This window comes from Veillonella parvula (assembly GCF_040097785.1).
In the GTDB taxonomy this organism is placed as follows: domain Bacteria; phylum Bacillota; class Negativicutes; order Veillonellales; family Veillonellaceae; genus Veillonella; species Veillonella parvula_D.
The window spans coordinates 48,736-70,267 of sequence record NZ_JBBNNS010000005.1; the positions used below are offsets into that span (position 1 = coordinate 48,736).

Here is a 21,532-nt window from a genome sequence, read left to right on the forward strand (position 1 = left end):
TTTTTTGAATTTTTCATCTTTATGCTGTATACTATAGTAAAAGTATATTGCGTAAAATTGATGTAATGATATAAGGCCATTATTATGGTTTGTAGCTATAGAGGAATTAAAGATGAAACGATATCTGTATATGACTTTTGCTGTTTTAGGTCTACTGGGTAGTACCGTTCCTCATGCTGAGGCCGGTAATTTAACAGGGGTGCGCGTATCTAATCATGAAGGTACAAGCCGAATTGTTTTAGATGTATCTGAAATGCCTGTATCTTGGACTCAATCCTATAATGAAGAAACACATGCTCTTACATTGAACTTAGGGGGTACTACAAATGGTTTAACTGGCCCCATATCACAAAATGATAAAAAAACGGGAGTTCTTAAAGGCATTGGCTTACAACAGGTTAATGGGGCCTTACGAGTAACATTAACAGCGAATAAGGATGTACAACATCATGAGTTTGCATTAGAAAAGCCTTCGCGTATAGTAGTGGATTTATTTTCTGGCTATGCGCAACAGACTACAAAAGATGTAAATAAATCTGTAACGTATAGCAAAATTAATAACACCGTAGCTGAAGGGAAAATTCAAGCCTTTGCATTGACCGTAGATAATGATTCACCTATGGTGGTGGCGCATGTTCCAGAAGGTAAACCATTATCTTCTGTTACTCAAGCTCATACAGCTATCATTGGAGCAAAGGTAAAAGGGGGCAGTTTTGAACGACCTTACTCAGTGGCGAGTGATGGAGCCATTGATTTAGAGCGTATTTCTAATCGTGGTACGTTACGATATACGCCTAATAGAGGATATTTTATAGAAGAGAAAAAACCTTTACTTCAAGCTAAAACAAAGAATGAGAGTTTTGTAATCACCTCCGTTGATACGGTTCGTAAAGAGAATGCCTTGACCCTTTATACGTCAACTTATGGTCCTTCTACAAAGACCAATGAATATGGTTATGAAGTGACTGTAGCTAATGGCAAGGTTATTAGTAAACAAAAGGGAAATTCTAAAATTGGGGAAAACCAATACGTATTGTCTGGTCATGGCGAATCTGGAAGTGCTTTACGTAAATTAAAAGTTGGAACACCTATTACGATTCAAAATAGAGAAGAACTTGCTCAAGTTAGTACTACCGGTGGAGCTAGTTTAGAAGTGGGCACTATGGTGATGAAAGGCGGTCGCTATGTAGGAGCTGATGAATCTAATAACAAAGGTCGTAGTTTCATTGGAACCACAAAGGAACATGATTTAGTTGTGCTAACAGTTGATAAATCCGAACTTCAATCTGTAGGTGTGACTCAAAAAGAAGGAGCTCAGTTATTGTCTAAATTAGGTGTTGTTGATGGCGCTGAATTATCAAATCAAGGTAGCATTGATATAGTTATCAATGATGATTATGTACACAAATCTTCTGCACCTATGAGTTATGAGGATATAGTAATCATAAAATAGATTCGTTGCATACAAATTTGTTTGAAATATTACTAATAATTTAGTATACTATAAATACATAACTAATTTTGTAAAAGGAGGGATCGTTATGAAAAGAGTAGTGTTAGCTTTAGCTGCATTAGGCATTTTAAGTGTTAGCTCTGTAATGGCGGCCCCTGTATCATACCAAAGTGTATTAACAGGTAAAGTTGCTTCTACAGTTTCTGTTGGTACTTCTGTAACAGAAGGCCAAACATTGGTGACTGTAGAGACATTGGCTGGTCCTATGGCTGCTGCTAAATCTACTGTAACTGGTACTGTAACGGCGGTTAATGTTACAGTGGGTTCAGACGTTTCTCGTGATCAAATCGTTGTCACTGTAGAAAGTAAATAAAGGAGAGAAGGAATGAAGTTTTCTCATTCTTGGCGTCGGTATAGAAAAGCGATACTGGCGCTTTTCTTCTGTACTTCACTTACAACTGCACAGGCTATTGATTTTATGCCTGTCAATGATGTAACAACAGGTATGGAAGGTATTGCAAAAACTGTAATCGTAGGGGATACTATTTCCACTTTTGATGTAAAGGTACTGGGTGTCATGAAGGATAAGGGACCATCTGGCCATCTTATTTTAGCCAAGTTTTCCGGACCCGTTATGGATCAAACTGGTGGCATTGCGCATGGTATGAGTGGTAGCCCTGTATATATAAATGGTAAACTCGTTGGGGCTGTTGCTTATGGCTGGGGGTTTGCGGATGGTACGATAGGTATGATTACTCCTATTGAGGATATGGTCAAACTATGGAATATACCATATGAGAAAAACTTATCTAAACCTTGGGATGATACACAATTGATTCCTTTAGGTACTCCACTTATGGCGTATGGCTTCGATGCGGCATCAATGGAATACTTTAAATCGAAGTTACCACAATATAAATATGAAACATATGACACCGCAAGTGCTAGTGGTGATGAAATTGCAAAACCTTTAGAAGCTGGTGGCTCGGTAGCGGCTTTGCTAGTTGATGGTGACCTTAAATTGGGCGCTATTGGTACTGTTACTCATGTAGATGGTGAAAAGGTTGTTGCCTTTGGTCATCCATTCTTAAAACATGGTTCTTCTAACTATTTTATGCACAATGCAAGTATCTTTACCGTTGTAAAAAGCTATAATGCTGCCTTTAAGCTTGGCTCTATGGGTAAAGAGATTGGTTCTGTTACCGAAGATAGAGGTGCCGGTATTGCAGGTGTATCAGGCGTGATTTCGCCAGGTATTCCATTGCGATTCCATTTAAAGGATATTGATATGGGCCGTGATAGAACTAGTTCCGTCAAGGTTATTGAAGATGGTGAAATGACACCAACTTTAGCAGCTACAGCCTTATACAATATGTTGAATAAAACATTGGATCGCAGTGGCTCTGGTACGGCTACAATTTCTTATACTATTACGCCAAAAGGGAAAGAACATAAGCCATTAACGCGGACAAATATGTTCTACAGCTCTGATTCCATTAGTGAAAAAGCAGTTGATGAATTTTATAATGTCATTGATGTTCTTATGAACAATCGATTCATCAACTATGAAATTTCGGATATTTCGGTTGAAACAAACGTAACGCAAGATAAGAAAACAGCAAAGCTTATCGATGCTTCTGCTTCGTCTACTGTAGTTTCTCCTGGGGATACTATCGTAGTAGATGTAACATTAGAGCCGTTCCGCGGTGAAAAGGTTATTAAACAAATTTTCTTTAAGGTACCTGAAGATCAAGCTATTGGTAAGTATACCTTAGAGGTGCGTGGCGGTGGCGAGATTCCATTGCCATACGTATTGGAAAAACAGAAATATAATTTAACAGATGAAATTTTACGCCGTTTGAAAGTTCATAAAGATTTTGATGAGCTTTATGATGAAATTCAAAAGACAGATACAAATAATCAAATCGTTGTAGAATTTTTGGAAGATGGTATCAGCTTAGTTGATGAAGATGGCTCTCAATCTGTTAAAAAGGCTAAGCTTAAAGATGTGGAATCAAAACCTATGCCAGGGGATGTAAAGAAAAAAACTGGTCAAGAAGATTTGAGTTCTAGTAAGGATGATGAAAAGAAACCTGAAAAGACTGCTGTTGATACTGAGTACATTGTGCAAGGTGATGGTCAATTTACGATTCATGTAATGAAGCCTGCTGATCGGGATAAAGAATTAGCAAAACGTGTCAAAGAAGCGAAACATCAGATTAAGATGGAACGCAAGTTAGAATTGGAAGATCAATCTAAAAAAGATAAAACGGATAAAGCTGAGTCTAAAAAGGATTCAAAAAAAGAGTCGAAAGAAACCAATAAAAAAGATGAGGCTAATGCTGGTGGAACAAATATAGCTGAATAAGTTGAAACTGTAAGGGAAAGGGATAGACTGTTGAGTTGGCTAGAATCGATAGGTCGAGTCGTCATAAACGGCTTATCGCAGATGGGTAGTGCTACATTATTAGTGTGGCAAACAATAAAACAATTAAAAATGATTAATCTGTGGCATGTATTTCAACAGATGGCTCACTTAGGGGTAGACTCCTTGCCTATTATTAGCTTAACTCTACTCTTTGCTGGTGCCGTTATGACCTTACAGATTACAGATGTACTAATTACCTATGGTGCTCAAAGTACAGTAGGTGGCCTTATGGCTGTAGCTATGGGCCGTGAATTGGGTCCTATCTTAGTTGGTGTAGTATTAGCCGGCCGTGTTGGCGCAGCTATCACGGCTGAAATTGGTACAATGAAGGTAACAGAACAAATTGATGCCCTACGTGTTATGGCTGTTGATCCTGTTGGTTACCTCGTGGTACCACGTGTAGTAGCGTGTATGATTATGGTGCCAATTTTGGCATTTTATGGTGTTGTTATCGGTATTGCCGGTGGTTACTTTGTAGCCACTGTTATCAAGGGTTTGGCGCCTAGTACATATTTAGACTCTATTCAAATGTTTTCTACCATTTCAGATTTCACCTTAGGACTTATAAAGTCTAGTGTGTTTGGTGCTGTCATTGCATTGGTAGGTGCTTATAAGGGCATGGAAACTAAAATGGGCGCAGAAGCTGTTGGTTTTTCCACTACTAGTTCTGTAGTAACTAGTATTATTCTAGTATTTGTATTAAATTACTTTTTATCTACATTGTTATTTTAGTGGATATTTTTAGAGGGATTTATGATTGAACTACGTAATGTTGTAGTTGCCTACGAGTCACGTGTGATTTTAGACTCTGTTAATCTCACTATTAATGATGGGGAGACGTTAGTTATATTAGGCGGCAGTGGTAGTGGTAAAAGTACATTACTTCGCTTATTAATAGGTTTACAACGTCCTACATCAGGGCAGATTATCGTAGATGGCACAGATATAACTACATTATCTGAAGATGAATTTAATACGGTACGAAGAAAAATGGGGATGGTATTCCAATATTCAGCTTTGTTTGATTCTATGTCGGTAGGTGAGAACGTAGCTTTTGGTTTGCGTCAACATACGAAGTTAAAGGATGACGAAATCAAACGCATTGTGGCAGAAAGACTTGATTGGGTTGGTTTAAAGGGATATGAGTCCTATATGCCTAATGAGTTATCTGGTGGTATGAAAAAGCGGGTTAGCTTAGCTCGTGCTATAGCACTAGATCCGAGTTTAATTCTTTATGATGAACCTTCATCAGGGTTAGATCCTATTACATCAGGTACGATTAGTATGCTAATTAAGGGGATGCAGAATCGGCTTGGTTGTACTTCTATCGTGGTAACACATGATATGCAGTCAGCATTTTATGTTGCTGACCGCATAGCTTTACTCGATCAGGGGCATTTTGTAGAAATTTCTGATACAATAGAATTTAAGAATTCTACAAATAAGAAGGTACAACAATTTATTCATGGTGAAGCAGAGCCGATTAACGAATCTGCGATGGGAGATATATAATGAAGTGGACGACGGAGGCCAAGGTAGGGGCTTTTACAATAATAGGTATAGTTCTATTTATTGCAGGCATACTATTTGTAGGCCGTATCGATATTTGGGCTAAACCGCAAATGACAATTACAGGTGATTTCACTCAAGTAAATGGCCTAAAAAATGGGAATCAGGTTAAATTTTCCGGCGTGGCCATCGGGACTGTTTCTGATATTGAAATTACACCGCGTGGCGTTGTGGTTAAGATGAAACTTGATGAAAAAACGCAGATTCCAAGTGACTCAATCTTTTCCTTGGGGTCAGATGGTTTTTTAGGTGATAAATTTATTCAAATTTCACCAGGACAGTCTAAAGTATATTTACAAGATGGTGACTCCGTTAAAGGTGAAGGCGTTGATGCTGTGGATAAGGCCATGCAGAGTGCACAAAAATTAATGGATGGTACTGAGAAGATGCTACAGTCTATTAATAGTATTATTGGTGATCCTGCAACTCAAAGTGCACTTAAATATTCTTTGCAATCTACAGCTGTGATGGCTGATAATGCGGTAGCTATTACACAAAATATGGCGGATGTAACGGCTCAGCTAAATCAAGCAGCACAACAGTTTAATGCTGATGGTAATGCAGGCAATGATATGCGTGCTATTTTAACTAATTTAAAACAAACTACTGATCGTGTAGATAATATGGCTCGTACCATGGAATCAACTGTAACAGATCCTAAAGCACAAGAAAATATTAAGGAGACTTTACATAATACGGCACAGATTTCAGCTCGCATCAATAAACTGATGGGCGGAAAGGCGTACCAAACGGATGTAAATGGAAATAGTGTAGAGGTTGGTATGACTGAAAAAAAGTCATCTACCAAGATTGAACCATCTGTAGATTTGTTGTATAACACAACGGATAATGAATTCCGTGTCAATGGTAGAGTACGTGCCTTTAACAATAAAGGAATGGCTGAAATTGGCCTTTCTAATATGGGTGATGATACTACTTTTGATCTGAATGCAGGTCGATTTATTAGTTCTAAATGGTTAGTGCGTGGTGGTATTTTTGAAAGTGAATTGGGTCTTGGGGTGGATTATAACTTCCGTGGTCCTGTGTCCTTATCAGCCGCGCTATATGACCTTAATCATCGTAAATATCGTATTCGTAGTGATATACGTTTGCATAAAGATACCTATGGCGTTATTCAAATGACCAGACCGTTCAGTTCTACGAATGGAGGTACCTATTTCGGTATTAAACAAGTATTCTAATGACTAACACATTTACTCTATATGAGTATGGAGGTACATATTATGAATAAAAAGGTTCTTTCCTTAGGTGTAATGCTTTCTTTAGTTACTACTGGTGCATTCGCGGCTGATGTAGTAACTACATCCGTTAACAACGGAGACCAATTAAGCAAATATCAAAAAGAAGCTATTCAATTAACACAAAAGCAATTAGCAGAAAAATCTGTTTTAGACAGTAAAACCTATGAACGTACATTAGCTTTAAACGAAGCCCGTACGGTTGATTTAGCATTAGCTAATAATCGTACAGCTAAGCAAACTAAATGGGGTTATGAAGCTGCTAAATCTGCAGTAAGCCAAGTAGCAGCTGGTAAGAATCCAAGTGTTAGTTATGGTTGGAGTGCTCAAAAAACGGGCGGTGACACAGGTAGTGGCAAATCTGGTAGTCATAACTTCTCCATTAGTGCGCCTGTATTCAATCCACAACTCGATGCAAGCATTGATTCTGCACGTTATACTCGTGAAGGTACTGGTGCTAGCTATGAAGAGGCTTTACAACAAGCAAAATATGATGCTCTTAACGGTTATTATACATTGATTATGAGCCGTAATATGGTAGATGTAGCACAACAAGCTGTTAAAGATTATCAAGGTCATGTAACTAATGTAGAGGCACAGTATAATGTTGGTTTAGTGGCGAGCTCCGATGTATTGGCAGCTAAAACAAATCTTGATGATTCTCAAACATCTCTTGTAAAAGCGCAAAATGCTGCAAATTTAGCAGAGGCGAACTTAAATCAAGTTATTGCATACCCTGCACAAACAGCTATTACTACAGCAGAGCATGATTTACAATATAAACCATATAATGTAACCTTGGAGCAAGCGAAAGCATATGCTATGCTTCATCGTTCCGCTCTTGTTAAATCAGCTCTTGATGTAAAATCTGCGGAAGAAGCTGTAAAATCTGCTAAGGCGGGTTATTTGCCTACGGTTGCTGTAAAAGCTGGTCGTGGCTATGGTGATCCAGATGGTTACTTTGGTACAAGTACAAAGTCCTGGAGTGTTGGTGCTAGTGCTACTTGGAACTTATGGGATGGTGGTGCAACACAAAATGCTATTAAAAAAGCAAATGCACAACTTGAACAAGCAAAAGAAGCTAACTTGGCCACTGTTGATGCTGTATTGTTAGCTGTACAAAAAGCATACTTGAATTTACGAGCTGCTGAACAAACAATCCAAAGTACACAAACTGCAGTCGCACAAGGTCAAGAAAGTTTCCGTATTGCTACGCTTCGTTACCGTGCAGGTGTTGGTACGAACCTTGATGTACTTGATGCAGAAACTAAGTTGACAACAGCTCGTAATAACTATGTAGAAGCTCTTTACAATTACAATATTAGCATTGCGGCTCTTGAACAATTAACAGGCGTTCCATTGTCTACACCTGTAGGTCAAGGTGCTGAAGTTATCGCTAATAGTGGTGCTGTTGAACAATTGTCAAAACTAGGCGGCAATCAATAATATGATCTTTAAAAAGACGACTTCGGTCGTCTTTTTTCTTGTAATGGACATTATAGACAATGAGTGTTCTTGATAGGTTTTATAAAATTCACTCTGAAAATACTATAGTTATTACTGTGTCTGTGGTAAGATTAGTATATATATTTATATTATTCATAATGTGTATGGGAGTATCATTATGACCCGTAAAAAGTGGCTCCTTATCGGTGCAGCGATTTTAGGTTTGTCTGGTATTGTTGGTGCCAGCATTAATCCTATGGCTCAAACTTACATTGCACCTATGGTTAAAGAACAAGTAAATAATGTCATAAACGGTTCTATAGACTATGATTCTCTCCGAATTAATTGGAATGGTGATGTTGTTCTAACAGATGTGATTATCAAAGATAGAGATGGACATTTAGTTGGAACTGCTCAAGAGGTAGCTGTAGGAGTTAAATTATCTTCTTTACCGAAGATTATTGGTGGCAACACATCAGGGGCTACGGCTATTTCTAGTGTAATCGTCGAGGCGCCAGATTTTCATATATGGCAACTAGCTGATGGGTCGTGGAGTATAACTAAATTAGTAAAACCATCCGATCCAAATAAGTCGGGTACTTTTGATGGCGCTGTGACTGTTAATGATGGTCGCGTAGCGCTACGTACTAAAGATGGAATAAAGAGGAATGTAGAAAATCTTGATGGGACTATGGCGCTTGATATGAGTGGCATGTCTAAAGGTGCCTTTACTGCTGATGTAGATGGTTCCGCAATTACCTTGAATGGCAAAATTGATATGAACAATGTATCTAATTTTGATCTCTTTGTACAAGCTGATGAAATTGATACTGCTGGTATTATGAGTTTTGTTCCACTTCGTAAGGATCTATCTGTAACGAGTGGTAAGTTACAAGATTTACATTTAAATCTTAAAAGTGAAGATGGCAAATACATTATGAGTGGTAATGTAGGCTTTAAAGGTTTAACAGGCACTTATAAACGGGGTAATACAATTTATAATATTACCGATGGCACGGGTCGCATTATGCTTAATAATGATCAAATCGTTATTAGTCGTAGTTCTTGGAGGGTAAATGATCAAGTAACAAAGATCAATGGCTTAGTTACACTAGGCAAAGATGAAGAGTATTTAAATCTTAATGTTGTGGCCGATAAAGTAGATTTAGAGGCGATAACAGACGTCGGTGTTTCTGGTATTGTAGGTGGGCGTGCACATATTGGTGGTACGACAGTAGCTCCTCGTGTAGATGCAACGATTGCTAGTGATGGTATTTCTTATAATGGTTACTATATTGATCGTTTACAAGGTGATATTGTATATGATAACGGTTTAGTTCGTACGGATGATGTGCGCCTATCAGTAGGCGAAGGTAGTGCAAAGGTTAAGGGCCAATATGTGGTTGATACAGGGGATTTTGATGCTACTATAAAGATTCAAAATTTACCTTTAGGCACTTTCACAAAAGATATGATCTCACCGGTTACAGGTAATATCGATGGTGAGATGCGTATCTTAGGAAAAAATAATCAAGTTACAGATGTTGTAGGCTCTGTTGAAGGTCGCCAAATAGGCATTCGCGGTGTTGTAGTTGATACTGCAAAAGCTAACTTTACGCATGCTGATAATAGTACAAATATGACCGTTGTAGGCACTATAGGAGATGGGGCGCTAAGCGGATATGGCTATATCCAAAATGGTAATATAGATGCCACTATTTCCGGTAATGCATTGCCATTGACCGCACTAAGTCCTATTATTGGTCAAGATGTTGATGGCACCTTGAATACCTCTTTTGCGATACAAGGTACATTGGATAATCCAAATGTAATGGGCACTGTATGGGGGCAAGAGGTACATTATAAAGGGGCTCGATTCAATAATATCCATGGAGATATTAAGCTAGATAACCATATTCTCACTATCACCAATGGACATATTGGTGATGGCGATGGGGGCTATGATGTTAATGGTTGGTATAATCTTAATACAGATGTGTTAGATCTAAATGCCAAGGCTCGGGCTGCTCGTATTGAAAATGTGATTCGTACTGTTACAGATGTTCCTATTACAGGTTGGTTTGAAACAGACAATCATATTACAGGGACGGCTGCAAATCCGATTATAGAAGGTCGTGCTCATTTGTGGGATGGTTCTGCTTATGGCAAACTCGTGACCAATGCGTTTGCAAAATATAACTATCAGAATGATACATTAGAGCTTTATAGATTTGATATTGAAGGTTATGGTGCAACTATCACAGGTGGCGGTACAGTATCTAAAGAAGCAATTAATATTGATTTTGAAGGCAAAAAAATTGATATGGGCAGATTGCTCATTAATACGGATTACAAAGTTGATGGTTTGCTATCTGGTCGAGGACAAATTACTGGATCTGTGGATAACCCTCAATTCAATGGCTATATTTCATCCGATGCCTTATCAGTTAATGGGGAATTATTGAACGATATTCATGGTCGTGTTTATGCAGATAAATCGGTTGTAAATGTGCAAGATTTCACCTTTGCTGAAGCCGATGGTGGTCGCTACACTGCTAAAGGTGGTATGAAGTTTGATGATAGTAGACAACTATTTGGTGTATTAGATGTTACTAATGGTAGCGTAAAGAATTTGCTAACCTTGCTAGACCGGTCCAATGAACACATTGATGGCAAATTAAATGGTTCTGTTGAAATCGGAGGTACACGCGACAATCCAAGCGTTAATGTAACAGGCAAGATTAATGATGTAAGTATTGATGAAAAGATTGTTGGTGATGCAACTATCGATGCAAGTCTTGCTAATCGTAAATTCAAAGTTACAACTTTGAAACTGCCTGTTGATGAAGGTCTCATTGCAATAGGCGGTACGATGGATCTTGATGGTCAAGCGGACTTACAGGTTGCATTAAAGGATGTTGATATAGTACCGTTCTTGCCACTTATGGGTAAGGATATTCAAGCTACTGGTTGGGTGACTGGCGTTGTAAATATCACTGGGGAAACTAAGAATCCTAAAGTAGAATTATCCGGTGCTGTAGAGTCGGGGTCCTTTAATGGTGTTGGTATTGATGAAGGTTTTGTATTGGCTACAATGCAAGATCAAGTTATTCAGATTCAACGAATTCAAGGTGCCAAAAGTGGGTATAAGCTAAGTGTCTATGGTAAGATTCCATTAGCGGCAATCTTTACGTCTGGGTATATTCCAGCAAATGATAGCAAATCTATGGATGTAACTATTGATTTTAACGAAGCAGATATGGCTGTTATTCCTCTTCTTACAACTAGTGTTAAGGAGGCAACAGGTCCGTTAAAAGGCACGGTTCACATTACAGGCACTATTGATCAGCCTGAAGCATATGGAACTGTATCGGTACGTAATGGTACGATGAAATTGGCAAGTGTAGAAAATCAAATTACTGGTATTGATGGTGACTTAATTTTCTCTGGTCAACAAGGTGATTTCCAATCCCGTATTAATATGGGCAAAGGCTCAGCTGGTTTGGCTGCTAAAGTAAATTGGTCCGGACATACTCTTACTAATTACAAGGCGGCAGTTCAGCTAGAAGATTTAGAGGTTCGCAGTGAATATGTAAGAGGACCGTTGAATGGTGAACTTTATATTGCTGACCGAGATGGATTGCCGACCCTTATTGGTACTTTAAATCTTGAAAAGATTCAATTCAAAATTCCTCTTTCCTTACAATCTAGTGAAAGTACCAAAGATATGGGGGTGGATGTTACTGTTCATGCGGGTAAAGGTGTACGTTTATATGATCGCACCTTATACAACATGTTTATCAGTGGCGATGTTCATTTTGGTGGATCCTTACAAAATCCAACTGCTAGTGGTCAATTCGATGTTAGAAATGGCACGTTTAAGTATTTGAGCCATGTATTTAATATTACAAAAGGGAATGCCCATTTCGTAGGTGGCTCTTATTTACCAAACTTACAATTAGAGGCTGAAACAAATGTAAGTAATTACACTATTATGCTTGGCGTAAAAGGGACAGTGGATCATATGGACTTATCATTGTCCTCTAATCCTACATTGTCTAGAAAGCAAATCATTTCCATGTTGACCTTCGGCCGCGGTGCAGATTCAAATAGTAGTACTTTGACAAATGAAGATGTGAATGCTGTGGCTACAGCAGGGCTTCAAATGTTTGCTTTTGGCTATGTACAAGATGCATTACAAAATACACTTGGGTTAGACCGCATCAATATTACAACAGGGTCAATTGATCCCGATGAGCCAACCAATAGGGATACGGCAAGTAATTATAATATTGAAATCGGTAAATATGTATTACCGAGAGTCATGTTGACTTATTCTCAAGGTATTAATAATAAACAAAATAAATATGGTATAGAATATTCTGTTAAACGAAACCTTAAGTTCACGGGATGGCATACATCAAAAGGGAACAATTATATAGGTGGTCGTTGGACACGTAGCTTTTAAGAGTATGACTAGAATGTGTAAACCCCTTAGGTATGCACATTCTAGTCATATTAATTTCATAAAATTTGTTTAATATAGTACTCATTCCAAGCAATTTATGCTATAATGATAAAGATTTATTAGTCTTTATAAATAAGATGTAAACTCTTTATGGGGATGAGTTCTAGGAGGAATTTATGTTTAAACCAAAAGCTTATAAAAGTATGCTTGCAGCGTCCGTGTTGACCGCTGTCATGGGGACAGGCAGTGTATTTGCTGCTGAGGTACAAGCTGGCTATACTCCAGATTTAAATAGCACAACGACGACTAATGCTGCTACAACAAATGATGCAGCTACTACACAAGCTGTTTATAATGCTGATGCAACTACTACAACTATACAAGATGAAACTGATGCAGCTATCTTAGCTGCTCGTGGTGATACGACTATATCTAGTGACGGCACTGTAGTAAAAGGTTCTGATGGAACTGTTACAGTCAATAATGCTGCTTTAAAAACTGATGATAAACAAGTAAAAATGGTATCTAAAACTACTGGTGGTACTGATCTTGATAAGGCTGCTGAAAATGGCCAAACTCAAGCTGTTACAACAGTAGAAGCACAATATGTTACATCTGCTAGTGCAGAATCTGTTAATCCTTACGTAGGTAAATTGATTACCGGTTTGTCTATATCTGGGGTTACAGCTGAACAACAAGCAAATTTATTGCCAATTTTAACTGAAAAAGTTGGCGATGCCGTATCTGTTGATGGTGTATTTAAAGATGTAACTAATCTTGGTAATACTGGGTACTTCTCTGAAGTAAATCCTGTATTCACTTCCGTGCCTGAAGGCGTAAAATTGGACTTTGCTGTAACCGTAAATCCAGTTACCACTGGCGTTTCCTTTGAAGGTAATACTGTATATTCCTCCGAAGTATTGACTAAGTTCATGGACATTCAACCAGGTCAAGTTCTTAACTCTGTATCCGTAGGGCAAAAAGTTCAAGGCATTAATGCTGCATATGCTCGCGATGGCTATATGTTAGCACACGTTGATGGTATCCGTGTAGATGACCAAGGCATACTTCATATACACATTGTTGAAGGTGTCGTAGAAGATATCATTCCAGCAGGTAACAAGAAAACCCGCAATAAAGTTATTACTCGTGAATTTGTTCAAAAGAAAGGAAAACCTTTTAATAAATTCTTGGTACGTCGTTCTGTAGAACGCGTATATAACTTAGGTTTCTTTGATGACGTAAACGTTCGTATGTTGCCAGGTGAACAAGATCCAAATAATGTAATTATTGAAATCGATGTATTGGAACATAAGACTGGTACCATCACATTAGGCGCTGGTTACTCTAAATCTGATGGATTGATGGGTATTGTTGAATTTGGTGAAGATAATTTACGTGGTACTGGCGATAAATTTAAAGTTCACTGGGAAATCGGTGGTAAGAAAAAATATAAGAACTACCAAATCTCCTATTTGAAACCTTGGATTGATAGCAAAGGTACATCCCTTGGCTTCTCCTTCTTCAACCGCGAAGATGAATACACAGATTACAATGAAGATGGTAGTGAAGTAGCAGAATACAATAAGAAATCTCGTGGTTTCAATATTTCCTTCGGTCGTCAAACTGGGGAATATACTCGTGATTACTTGACATTAGAATCTCGTAAAGATACTTATAAATGGGATGATGATGATAGCTCTGGTTTCCGTTATGATAAAAATGCGGGTAAAGGTACAAACTGGGATAATGGTTCCTATAACTTTGCATCTGACAACTATGTAAAAAATAACTTCGGTCGCATTAACTCCGTAACATGGCAAAAAGTATACGATTCTCGTGATAATATCTATGAACCAACTCGTGGTCGTCGTATTTCCTATACTACACAATGGGCTGGTCATGGTTTAGGCGGTGACTTCGACTTCTATAAATTCACAGCTGAAGCACGCATGTATAAAAAACTTGGTGCTAAGAATGTATTGGCATTCCGTGCACGTGGTGGCTTTATTCAAGGTGATGCTCCTTATAGCCAATTGTTCACATTGGGTGGTGCTGATTCCTTACGTGGTTATGAAGATGATCAATTCCGTGGCAAGTATATGTACAATGCTACATTGGAATTCCGTTTCCCAATCGTTAAAAAGGTTAGTGGCGTATTGTTTACTGATATCGGTGATGCATGGGATGCACCAAATGTTACATGGTATAATAGCAAGAAAACCTTTAACTATGGCGTTGGTGCTGGTGTTCGTATTACGACTCCAATTGGTCCAGTTAAACTTGACTATGGCGTGGGTAAACACAAAAATAAATTCCACTTCAGCTTCGGTACACAATTCTAATATAGTAAATGTATATGGTGAAGGCCTCTTTTTAAAGAGGCTTTCACCAATATCTCTATATGGCATCCTTTGATGCAGTGATTTAAAGAAATGAGGGCACTCTATTATGATGCGAATGATGAACAACAAGGCGAATGTAAAGATTTTTTCCATCGTCATTGCTGCAATTTTTATTGTTGGTATTGGTGCGTTAGCTTATACGCAAATGGCTTCGCCTAGTAGTAATAGTGGGACTAGTACTATTGGGGTTATTGATACATCTCGTATGTTGTCTCAAGATAATCCAATTTATATCTCTGCAGCTCAAGAATATATGAGCTATCAAAGCCAATTACAACAAGAAACGCAAGCTAAAATTGATGCAGCACAAGATGATGCTACTAAACAAAAAATCGCTGAAGAAGCGCGTCAAAACCTAGCAAAAAAAGATCAAGAAATTGCTAAATCCGTTCAAGATAAAGCTATGGAGGCTGCAAAAGCAGTTGGTGATGCTAAGGGTCTTAGCGTTGTTATGACTAAAGATACTGTACTATATGGCGGTGTTGACATTACAGATCAAGTATTGAAAAAACTAGCTACTGATGCAAAAAAATAAACTGTAGTTCTATGTAAGGGAGAACGACAATGAACGGGAAACAACGATATATAGGACTAGTCATATTTCTCGTTGCTGCAATAAGTGCTATGGTTTGGGCCTATGGTTTTGTAACAAATCGCCAACAGGGTCCTGATGGCATGTCAATAGGTGTTGTACGCATTGATGATGTACTAGCGTTTAATCCATCCTATGCGGATTATAAACAAGCCAAGAATGAACTGGAACTTTTACAACGTCAATATGAACTTGAACAACAAGCCTTAAATGCCAAGTCAGAGACACAAGATGAACAGTTGAAAACACTTGCATTGGATTCAACCTTGTCAGATGCTCTTACGGTAGAATTGCAAACTCGTATTGCAACAAAAGAAAATGAACTAAATCAGCAATTAAATTCGAAGCGCAATGAATTGACTCAAAAGTATTTAGCTGAGTTAAAGGTTAGTACTAATGAATATGATCTGGAAATCGTAAACCTTCAATTAGACTTATATGCCTATGATGCACGTGTATATATAGATGATGCACAAAGAGCAGCGGCTATGGCTGAAAAGGCTAAAAAAGAAGAAAGGTTAAAAGAATTATTAGCTAAGAGAAAGCCGTCGGATTTCGATGTGGATTCAATTAAAGCAAAGGTACAGGCTGAGCTTGCTCCAATGCAACAAAAAGGGCAGGAAGAGCTCAATCAATACGCTGCATCCCTACAGAAGGAATTAGCTGAGAAACGAGACTCCATGGTGCAACAACAAGCACAAGCCATCATTGCTAATAATAATCTGCCTGTGGCGCAAGATTGGAATGATACATGGGCAAAAAAACTTTCAGATAAAGAAGCTGAAGTGAGTGCACTTCATGAGGCTATTTTAGAAGATGTTCGTATGCGTGTAACAATTATTGCTGAGGAACAACATTTAGATTTAGTCATCATCGATGATGGTGGTAATATTAAAGGGCTTGATATTACTGATGCAGTGAAGGCGTCCTATCGAGTTCAATAAGGAGTTATATTATGAATAAACGTATTAAATCTTTAGTATTAAGTGCAGCTTTAGTAGCTTCTATGGCTATCTTAGGTGGTTGTGGTTCTAACAATGTTGGCTATGTGGATAGCGTGAAAGTAGCAAATAGTACTGAAAAAGGTATTGAAATTACTAAAGAGATTAACGCTAAAAAAGCGGAATTAGATGCTAAAATTGCTGCTGCTGATGAAGCATCTAAACAAAATGTATTTAACCAAGCGAATCAAGAATTAAATGCCTTTGCAAATGCAAAAGCACAAGAATACCGTCAATATCAAGAACAAAAAATCAATGAACTTGTGAAAGAAAAAAAACTTGATGTTATTATTGAAAAAGGCGCTGTTGTTGGTGGTGGCTCTGATGTAACCGATGATTTGATCACAAAAATGGGTAAGGCTTCTGACGATCAAATCAAAGAAGTTGAAAACGCAGCTAAAGCTCAAGAGCAACAAGATGCTCAGCAAAATGCACAGCAAGCAGATCAAGCTACAACAAGTACAACTGAAGCTGCACAATAATTGAGGATTACCACAGGGGGAGGAGTTTGCCTTGGAAAAAACTTTACAGGAACTCGCAAATTTAGTAGGCGGTCAACTTATAGGGGATGAGTCTATTGTCATTACTGAGACACGTAGCTTTGAACAAGCGGTAAAACAATCCATAACTTTTGCAATTGGTGAATATGTTGAACATATTGCGTTATGCCAAGCGGGTGCTGTTATCGTTGAATCAGAAGTAAAAAATGCACCGATGGCGCAAATCGTAGTTGATAATGCAAAATCTGCATTTGCCCAAGTGCTAGAAGTATTCCATCCACCTGTTGTAGTTCCCCGTGAAGTGCATAGTACTGCTATTATTGGCAAGAATGTTACACTTGGTAAAAATGTAGCTATTGGTGCCTATTGTGTTATTAATGATAATGCTGTTATCGGTGATAATGTAACGATTCGACCTTATGTATATATTGGTCATAATGTACGAATTGGGGAAGATTCTGACATCTATGCGGGTGCTATCGTACATGAGAACTGTATTTTGGGTAAACGCGTTGTATTGCGTGCTAAAGCAGTTATCGGTGGTGAAGGTTTTGGTTTTGCCACAGAAAATGGTATTCATACGCATATTCCTCAAGTAGGCAATGTTATTCTTGAAGATGATGTAGAAATTGGCTCTTGCACTACTATCGACAATGCTACAATGGGATCTACCTTGGTACGCCGCGGTACCAAAATTGACAATCTTGTTCACCTTGGCCACAATGTTGAGATTGGAGAAGATTGTTTCTTAATCGCACAGGTTGGGATTGCAGGTAGTACAAAATGTGGTAACCATGTAATCTTTGCAGGACAAACAGGCTGTACAGGTCATATTACAATTGGAGATAATGTACAATTTGCAGGTAAAACAGGAATTACTGGCAATGTGCCTTCTAATTCTGTTATGGCTGGGTATCCAATGAGACCTCATAAAGAGTGGCTAAAATTGGCTGCTTACGAGAATCGTTTGCCAGAAATGGTGAAAACTGTAAAACAATTACAAAAAGAAATTGACGCTTTGAAAGCACAGCTTAAGGAGAGCTAATAATCCATGTATAGGTTTATGAAAATCTTTAGTGCCTTTATTTGCTTATTACCTAAAGGTTTGCAATATGCTATTGGTACATTGCTTGGTGAAATTGCGTGGTTAGTGGTGCCACCTAAACGCAAGCGCCTGGCGATAGGCCAAATTTTATTCTGTAATATTACAGATGATCCTAAAGAAGCTCGACGTATTGCGAAAGCTAGTACTACACGCTTTGGCCGTATGATTATTGATGTATTGCGCTATCCTGAAATTAAAGATGGCGCATACAAAGATATGGTGGAGTTTATTAATCGAGAGTACTTAGATGATGCCTTAGAAAATGGTCGAGGTGCAATTTTAGCTGCTGTTCATAGTGGTAACTGGGAACTTTTAGGTGGCGTTCTTGCTTCTGAAGGATATCCATTGATTTCTGTGGCTATGAAACAGAATGGTGATGCCGATAAGTTTATCAATGAATATCGTCGGATTATGCATCAACATGTGACCTATAAAACAGGTGTTCGTGAAATGATTAATGAACTAAAAAAAGGTGCATTTTTAGGCCTTATTATGGATCAGGACCCTGGTGATGATGGCGTTCTTGTACCATTCTTTGGCTATGAAACATTGACGGCTGCTGGGCCAGCTGTACTGGCTCGTATGCAAGATGTGCCTATTATTTTTGTAACCATACATTATAGCCCGTTTTCTGAGAAATATGAGATTGAAGCACATCCACCAATTTATGTGGAACGTACAGATGATAAAAAGCGTGATATAGCGGTAACAACAACTCGTCTAAATGAGTTTATTGAAGATTATATTCGACGATATCCTGAAGAGTGGTTCTGGCTTCATAACCGTTGGAAATGGACTCGTCGTTTTTATGGTGAACAAATAGATACACCACCTGATGTTTTTCAATAGTTAATAATTTTAAAGAGATTTTGTTTATGCGATTGTGGAATCTTCAAGATGAAACTGATTCCTACTAGCATGGATGAAATCTCTTTTTATTTTATAACTTATAACTTAGTGTTTAAAAATAGTCTATTAAAATTTTAAAGACTAAGAATAGTCTTTCCAATTAGCGTAATATATGGTAAATTTCTTGTAACGCCTATGCAAATAGGGTATAATACATATTGGTGTATAGTAAACGTGAATTCGGATTATGAAAGGACATTCTTATGAGTAAGCCACAACAAACAATAAAAAAGGCTGTTTCATATCAAGGGATTGGCCTTCATAGCGGTGAACCAGTACATATGGTTTTTAAGCCTGCACCTGAAGATACAGGAATTGTGTTTGTCCGCACGGACATTGAAGGGCATCCTTCTGTGCGAGCACACATTGATAATGTGACGAACACTATGCGCGCTACCACGCTGGAAAATGGTGAAGCAAAGGTATTTACTGTTGAACATGTGATGGCAGCGTTCAGTGCTATGAATATTGATAACTGTTATATTGAAATGGATTCTCCAGAACCTCCTGTAGGTGATGGTAGTAGTGCTATTTTTGTCAATCTTATTGAAGAGGCTGGCATTGAAGAACAAATAGCATCGCGTCATCTATACAAAGTGACTCGATCTCATGCTGTTTATGATGGGGATCGTTTTATTGTGATTTTGCCATATGATGGCTATCGCATGACTTTTACATCAATTAACAGCCATCCGTTGCTTGGTACGCAACAATGTGATTTTGAAGTATCGCCTGAGTATTTCAAAGCACACATTGGATCGGCTAGGACTATCGGATTTATGAAGGAATTGGAACAATTACAGGCCATGGGGCTTGCAAAAGGCGGTAGCCTAGATAATGCATTAGTCTATGATGATGAGAAATGTCTATCTATACCACGCTTTGAGGATGAATTAGTTCGCCATAAAGCATTAGATGTTATAGGGGATTTATTCTTGTTAGGACCGATTGAAGGCCATGTAATTGCTTTGAAATCGAGTCATGAATTAAATTCAAGATTGGCTCGCAGTATAATGGAAGAAATAAGGGAGACACAGCCATGATTCTTAATCACGAAGATATTTTAGAAATTTTACCTCATCGTTACCCAATGCTTTTGGTTGATCGCATTGTTGAGTTAGAACCTATGAAACGTGCTGTGGGTATTAAAAATGCTACATTCAACGAATTGTTCTTCCAAGGTCACTTTCCAGGGAACCCAGTTATGCCAGGTGTATTATTGACTGAAGCTATTGCTCAAGTCGGTGGTATTGCATTATTATACCCTGAGGAAAATCGTGGTCTTACTCCTATGTTTACAGGTATTGATAAAGTGCGTTTCCGCCATCCTGTAAAACCTGGCGATCAAGTTCGCATGGAGGTAGATATTGTTAAAATTAAAGGTAAAATGGGCAAGGTTGAAGGCCGTGCCTATGTTGGCGACAAATTGTGCGCTAGCGGTGAATACATGTTTGCCCTTGTATAATAGAATGAGGAGTGATTGTAGTGATAGTTGTAGGCATGGAAAATGCGAAATCCAACATCCATAGTACAGCCATAGTCCATCCAAATGCTAAATTGGGCAAAGATGTAATCGTAGGTCCTGGCGCTGTTATCGGCGAACATGTCGAGATTGGCGATGGCACACAAATCGGTGCACATGTTGTAATTGGTGGTTGGACAACCATTGGTAAGCGTTGTGAAATTTATCCTAACGCATCTATTGGGTTGGAACCGCAAGATTTAAAATTTAAAGGCGAAAAAAGCTATTGTAATATTGGCGATGAAACGGTTATTCGTGAATTCGTAACTATTAGCCGCGCTACTGGTGAAGGTGAAGAAACACGTGTAGGCAATAATTGTTTACTTCAAGCCTGTACACATGTGGCTCATAACTGTATCGTTGGTAATAATGTAATAATGAGTAATTGTGCTGGTCTTGCAGGGCACGCTATCGTTGAAGATCGCGTTGTTATTGGTGGCCTTGCAGGTATTCATCAATTTGTTAAAATTGGTCGTAATGCAATGGTTGGCGGGATGGCTAAGGTGGTACAAGATATCCCACCTTACGTAATTGCTGATGGTCAACCGGCACGTGTTATCGGTCTAAACTCTGTAGGCCTATCTCGTGCAGGGATTTCCGAAGATGTACGACGTGATTTGAAACAGGCATTCTGTATTATTTATCGTTCTGGATTCAGCTTATCTAAGGCGATTGAAGAAATGGAATTACAATTGGATTCTTCCGTAGAAATTGAAAATTTATTACGCTTCCTACGCAATGCTGATAGGGGAATTATGCGTACTCGTCGCGACTAATTATGAGGACCTCGTACAATGTACGAGGTCTTTTTGTGTGCATTATTACTAGTTGAGTTTTATATCAATGATAATTTACATTATATTTTTATATTTATA

At 38.3% G+C, this 21,532-nt stretch carries 17 protein-coding genes; all 17 read left to right on the forward strand.

Annotation, left to right across the window (positions count from 1 at the left end):
• The first annotated feature begins 112 nt into the window (after window positions 1-112).
• The 17 genes from AAA071_RS08475 to lpxA all read left to right on the forward strand — a co-directional run bounded on the left by AAA071_RS08475 (window position 113) and on the right by lpxA (window position 21,433).
• A complete protein-coding gene (locus AAA071_RS08475; RefSeq protein ID WP_118091608.1) occupies window positions 113-1,453 on the forward strand; it encodes a phosphodiester glycosidase family protein in 1,341 nt (446 codons plus the stop codon).
• An 88-nt stretch (window positions 1,454-1,541) separates the two neighbouring features.
• Window positions 1,542-1,826: a biotin/lipoyl-containing protein gene (locus AAA071_RS08480; protein WP_004695449.1), complete on the forward strand. Its 285-nt coding sequence runs from the start codon at window positions 1,542-1,544 to the stop codon at window positions 1,824-1,826.
• Window positions 1,827-1,838: 12 nt separating this feature from the next.
• A complete protein-coding gene (locus tag AAA071_RS08485) occupies window positions 1,839-3,821 on the forward strand; it encodes a SpoIVB peptidase S55 domain-containing protein (protein ID WP_118091609.1) in 1,983 nt (660 codons plus the stop codon).
• A gap of 30 nt (window positions 3,822-3,851) precedes the next feature.
• Window positions 3,852-4,613, forward strand: coding sequence for an MlaE family ABC transporter permease (locus AAA071_RS08490; RefSeq protein ID WP_004695453.1), 762 nt, complete (start codon window positions 3,852-3,854; stop codon window positions 4,611-4,613).
• 21 nt (window positions 4,614-4,634) lie between these two features.
• The gene (locus AAA071_RS08495) at window positions 4,635-5,393 is read left to right on the forward strand and encodes an ABC transporter ATP-binding protein (protein ID WP_004695454.1); all 759 of its coding nucleotides are present in this window, start codon (window positions 4,635-4,637) and stop codon (window positions 5,391-5,393) included.
• Window positions 5,393-6,652: an MlaD family protein gene (locus AAA071_RS08500; RefSeq protein WP_004695456.1), complete on the forward strand. Its 1,260-nt coding sequence runs from the start codon at window positions 5,393-5,395 to the stop codon at window positions 6,650-6,652. The genes AAA071_RS08495 and AAA071_RS08500 overlap by 1 nt, the downstream gene beginning before the upstream one ends.
• A gap of 42 nt (window positions 6,653-6,694) precedes the next feature.
• On the forward strand, window positions 6,695-8,155 hold the full coding sequence (locus AAA071_RS08505; protein ID WP_004695458.1) for a TolC family protein: 1,461 nt from the start codon (window positions 6,695-6,697) through the stop codon (window positions 8,153-8,155).
• 178 nt (window positions 8,156-8,333) lie between these two features.
• Window positions 8,334-12,623, forward strand: a complete 4,290-nt coding sequence (locus tag AAA071_RS08510; RefSeq protein WP_118091610.1) for a translocation/assembly module TamB domain-containing protein — start codon at window positions 8,334-8,336, stop codon at window positions 12,621-12,623.
• 176 nt (window positions 12,624-12,799) lie between these two features.
• Entirely contained in the window at window positions 12,800-14,968 is a 2,169-nt protein-coding gene (locus AAA071_RS08515) for a BamA/OMP85 family outer membrane protein (RefSeq protein WP_118091611.1), read from the forward strand.
• Between the two features lie 106 nt (window positions 14,969-15,074).
• Window positions 15,075-15,563 (forward strand): OmpH/Skp family outer membrane protein, encoded by a 489-nt coding sequence (locus AAA071_RS08520; RefSeq protein ID WP_004695463.1) that lies wholly within the window; start codon window positions 15,075-15,077, stop codon window positions 15,561-15,563.
• A 29-nt stretch (window positions 15,564-15,592) separates the two neighbouring features.
• A complete protein-coding gene (locus tag AAA071_RS08525; protein WP_215675947.1) occupies window positions 15,593-16,564 on the forward strand; it encodes a coiled-coil domain-containing protein in 972 nt (323 codons plus the stop codon).
• Window positions 16,565-16,575: 11 nt separating this feature from the next.
• The gene (locus AAA071_RS08530; protein ID WP_004695467.1) at window positions 16,576-17,103 is read left to right on the forward strand and encodes an OmpH/Skp family outer membrane protein; all 528 of its coding nucleotides are present in this window, start codon (window positions 16,576-16,578) and stop codon (window positions 17,101-17,103) included.
• A gap of 31 nt (window positions 17,104-17,134) precedes the next feature.
• The gene (gene lpxD / locus AAA071_RS08535) at window positions 17,135-18,166 is read left to right on the forward strand and encodes a UDP-3-O-(3-hydroxymyristoyl)glucosamine N-acyltransferase (protein ID WP_004695469.1); all 1,032 of its coding nucleotides are present in this window, start codon (window positions 17,135-17,137) and stop codon (window positions 18,164-18,166) included.
• A 6-nt stretch (window positions 18,167-18,172) separates the two neighbouring features.
• Window positions 18,173-19,075, forward strand: coding sequence for a lysophospholipid acyltransferase family protein (locus AAA071_RS08540; RefSeq protein WP_118091613.1), 903 nt, complete (start codon window positions 18,173-18,175; stop codon window positions 19,073-19,075).
• A gap of 263 nt (window positions 19,076-19,338) precedes the next feature.
• Entirely contained in the window at window positions 19,339-20,178 is an 840-nt protein-coding gene (gene lpxC, locus AAA071_RS08545) for a UDP-3-O-acyl-N-acetylglucosamine deacetylase (RefSeq protein ID WP_118091614.1), read from the forward strand.
• The gene (fabZ, locus tag AAA071_RS08550; RefSeq protein WP_004695477.1) at window positions 20,175-20,600 is read left to right on the forward strand and encodes a 3-hydroxyacyl-ACP dehydratase FabZ; all 426 of its coding nucleotides are present in this window, start codon (window positions 20,175-20,177) and stop codon (window positions 20,598-20,600) included. The genes lpxC and fabZ overlap by 4 nt, the downstream gene beginning before the upstream one ends.
• Before the next feature lie 20 nt (window positions 20,601-20,620).
• Window positions 20,621-21,433, forward strand: coding sequence for an acyl-ACP--UDP-N-acetylglucosamine O-acyltransferase (gene lpxA / locus AAA071_RS08555; protein ID WP_349234138.1), 813 nt, complete (start codon window positions 20,621-20,623; stop codon window positions 21,431-21,433).
• Window positions 21,434-21,532: the final 99 nt, after the last annotated feature.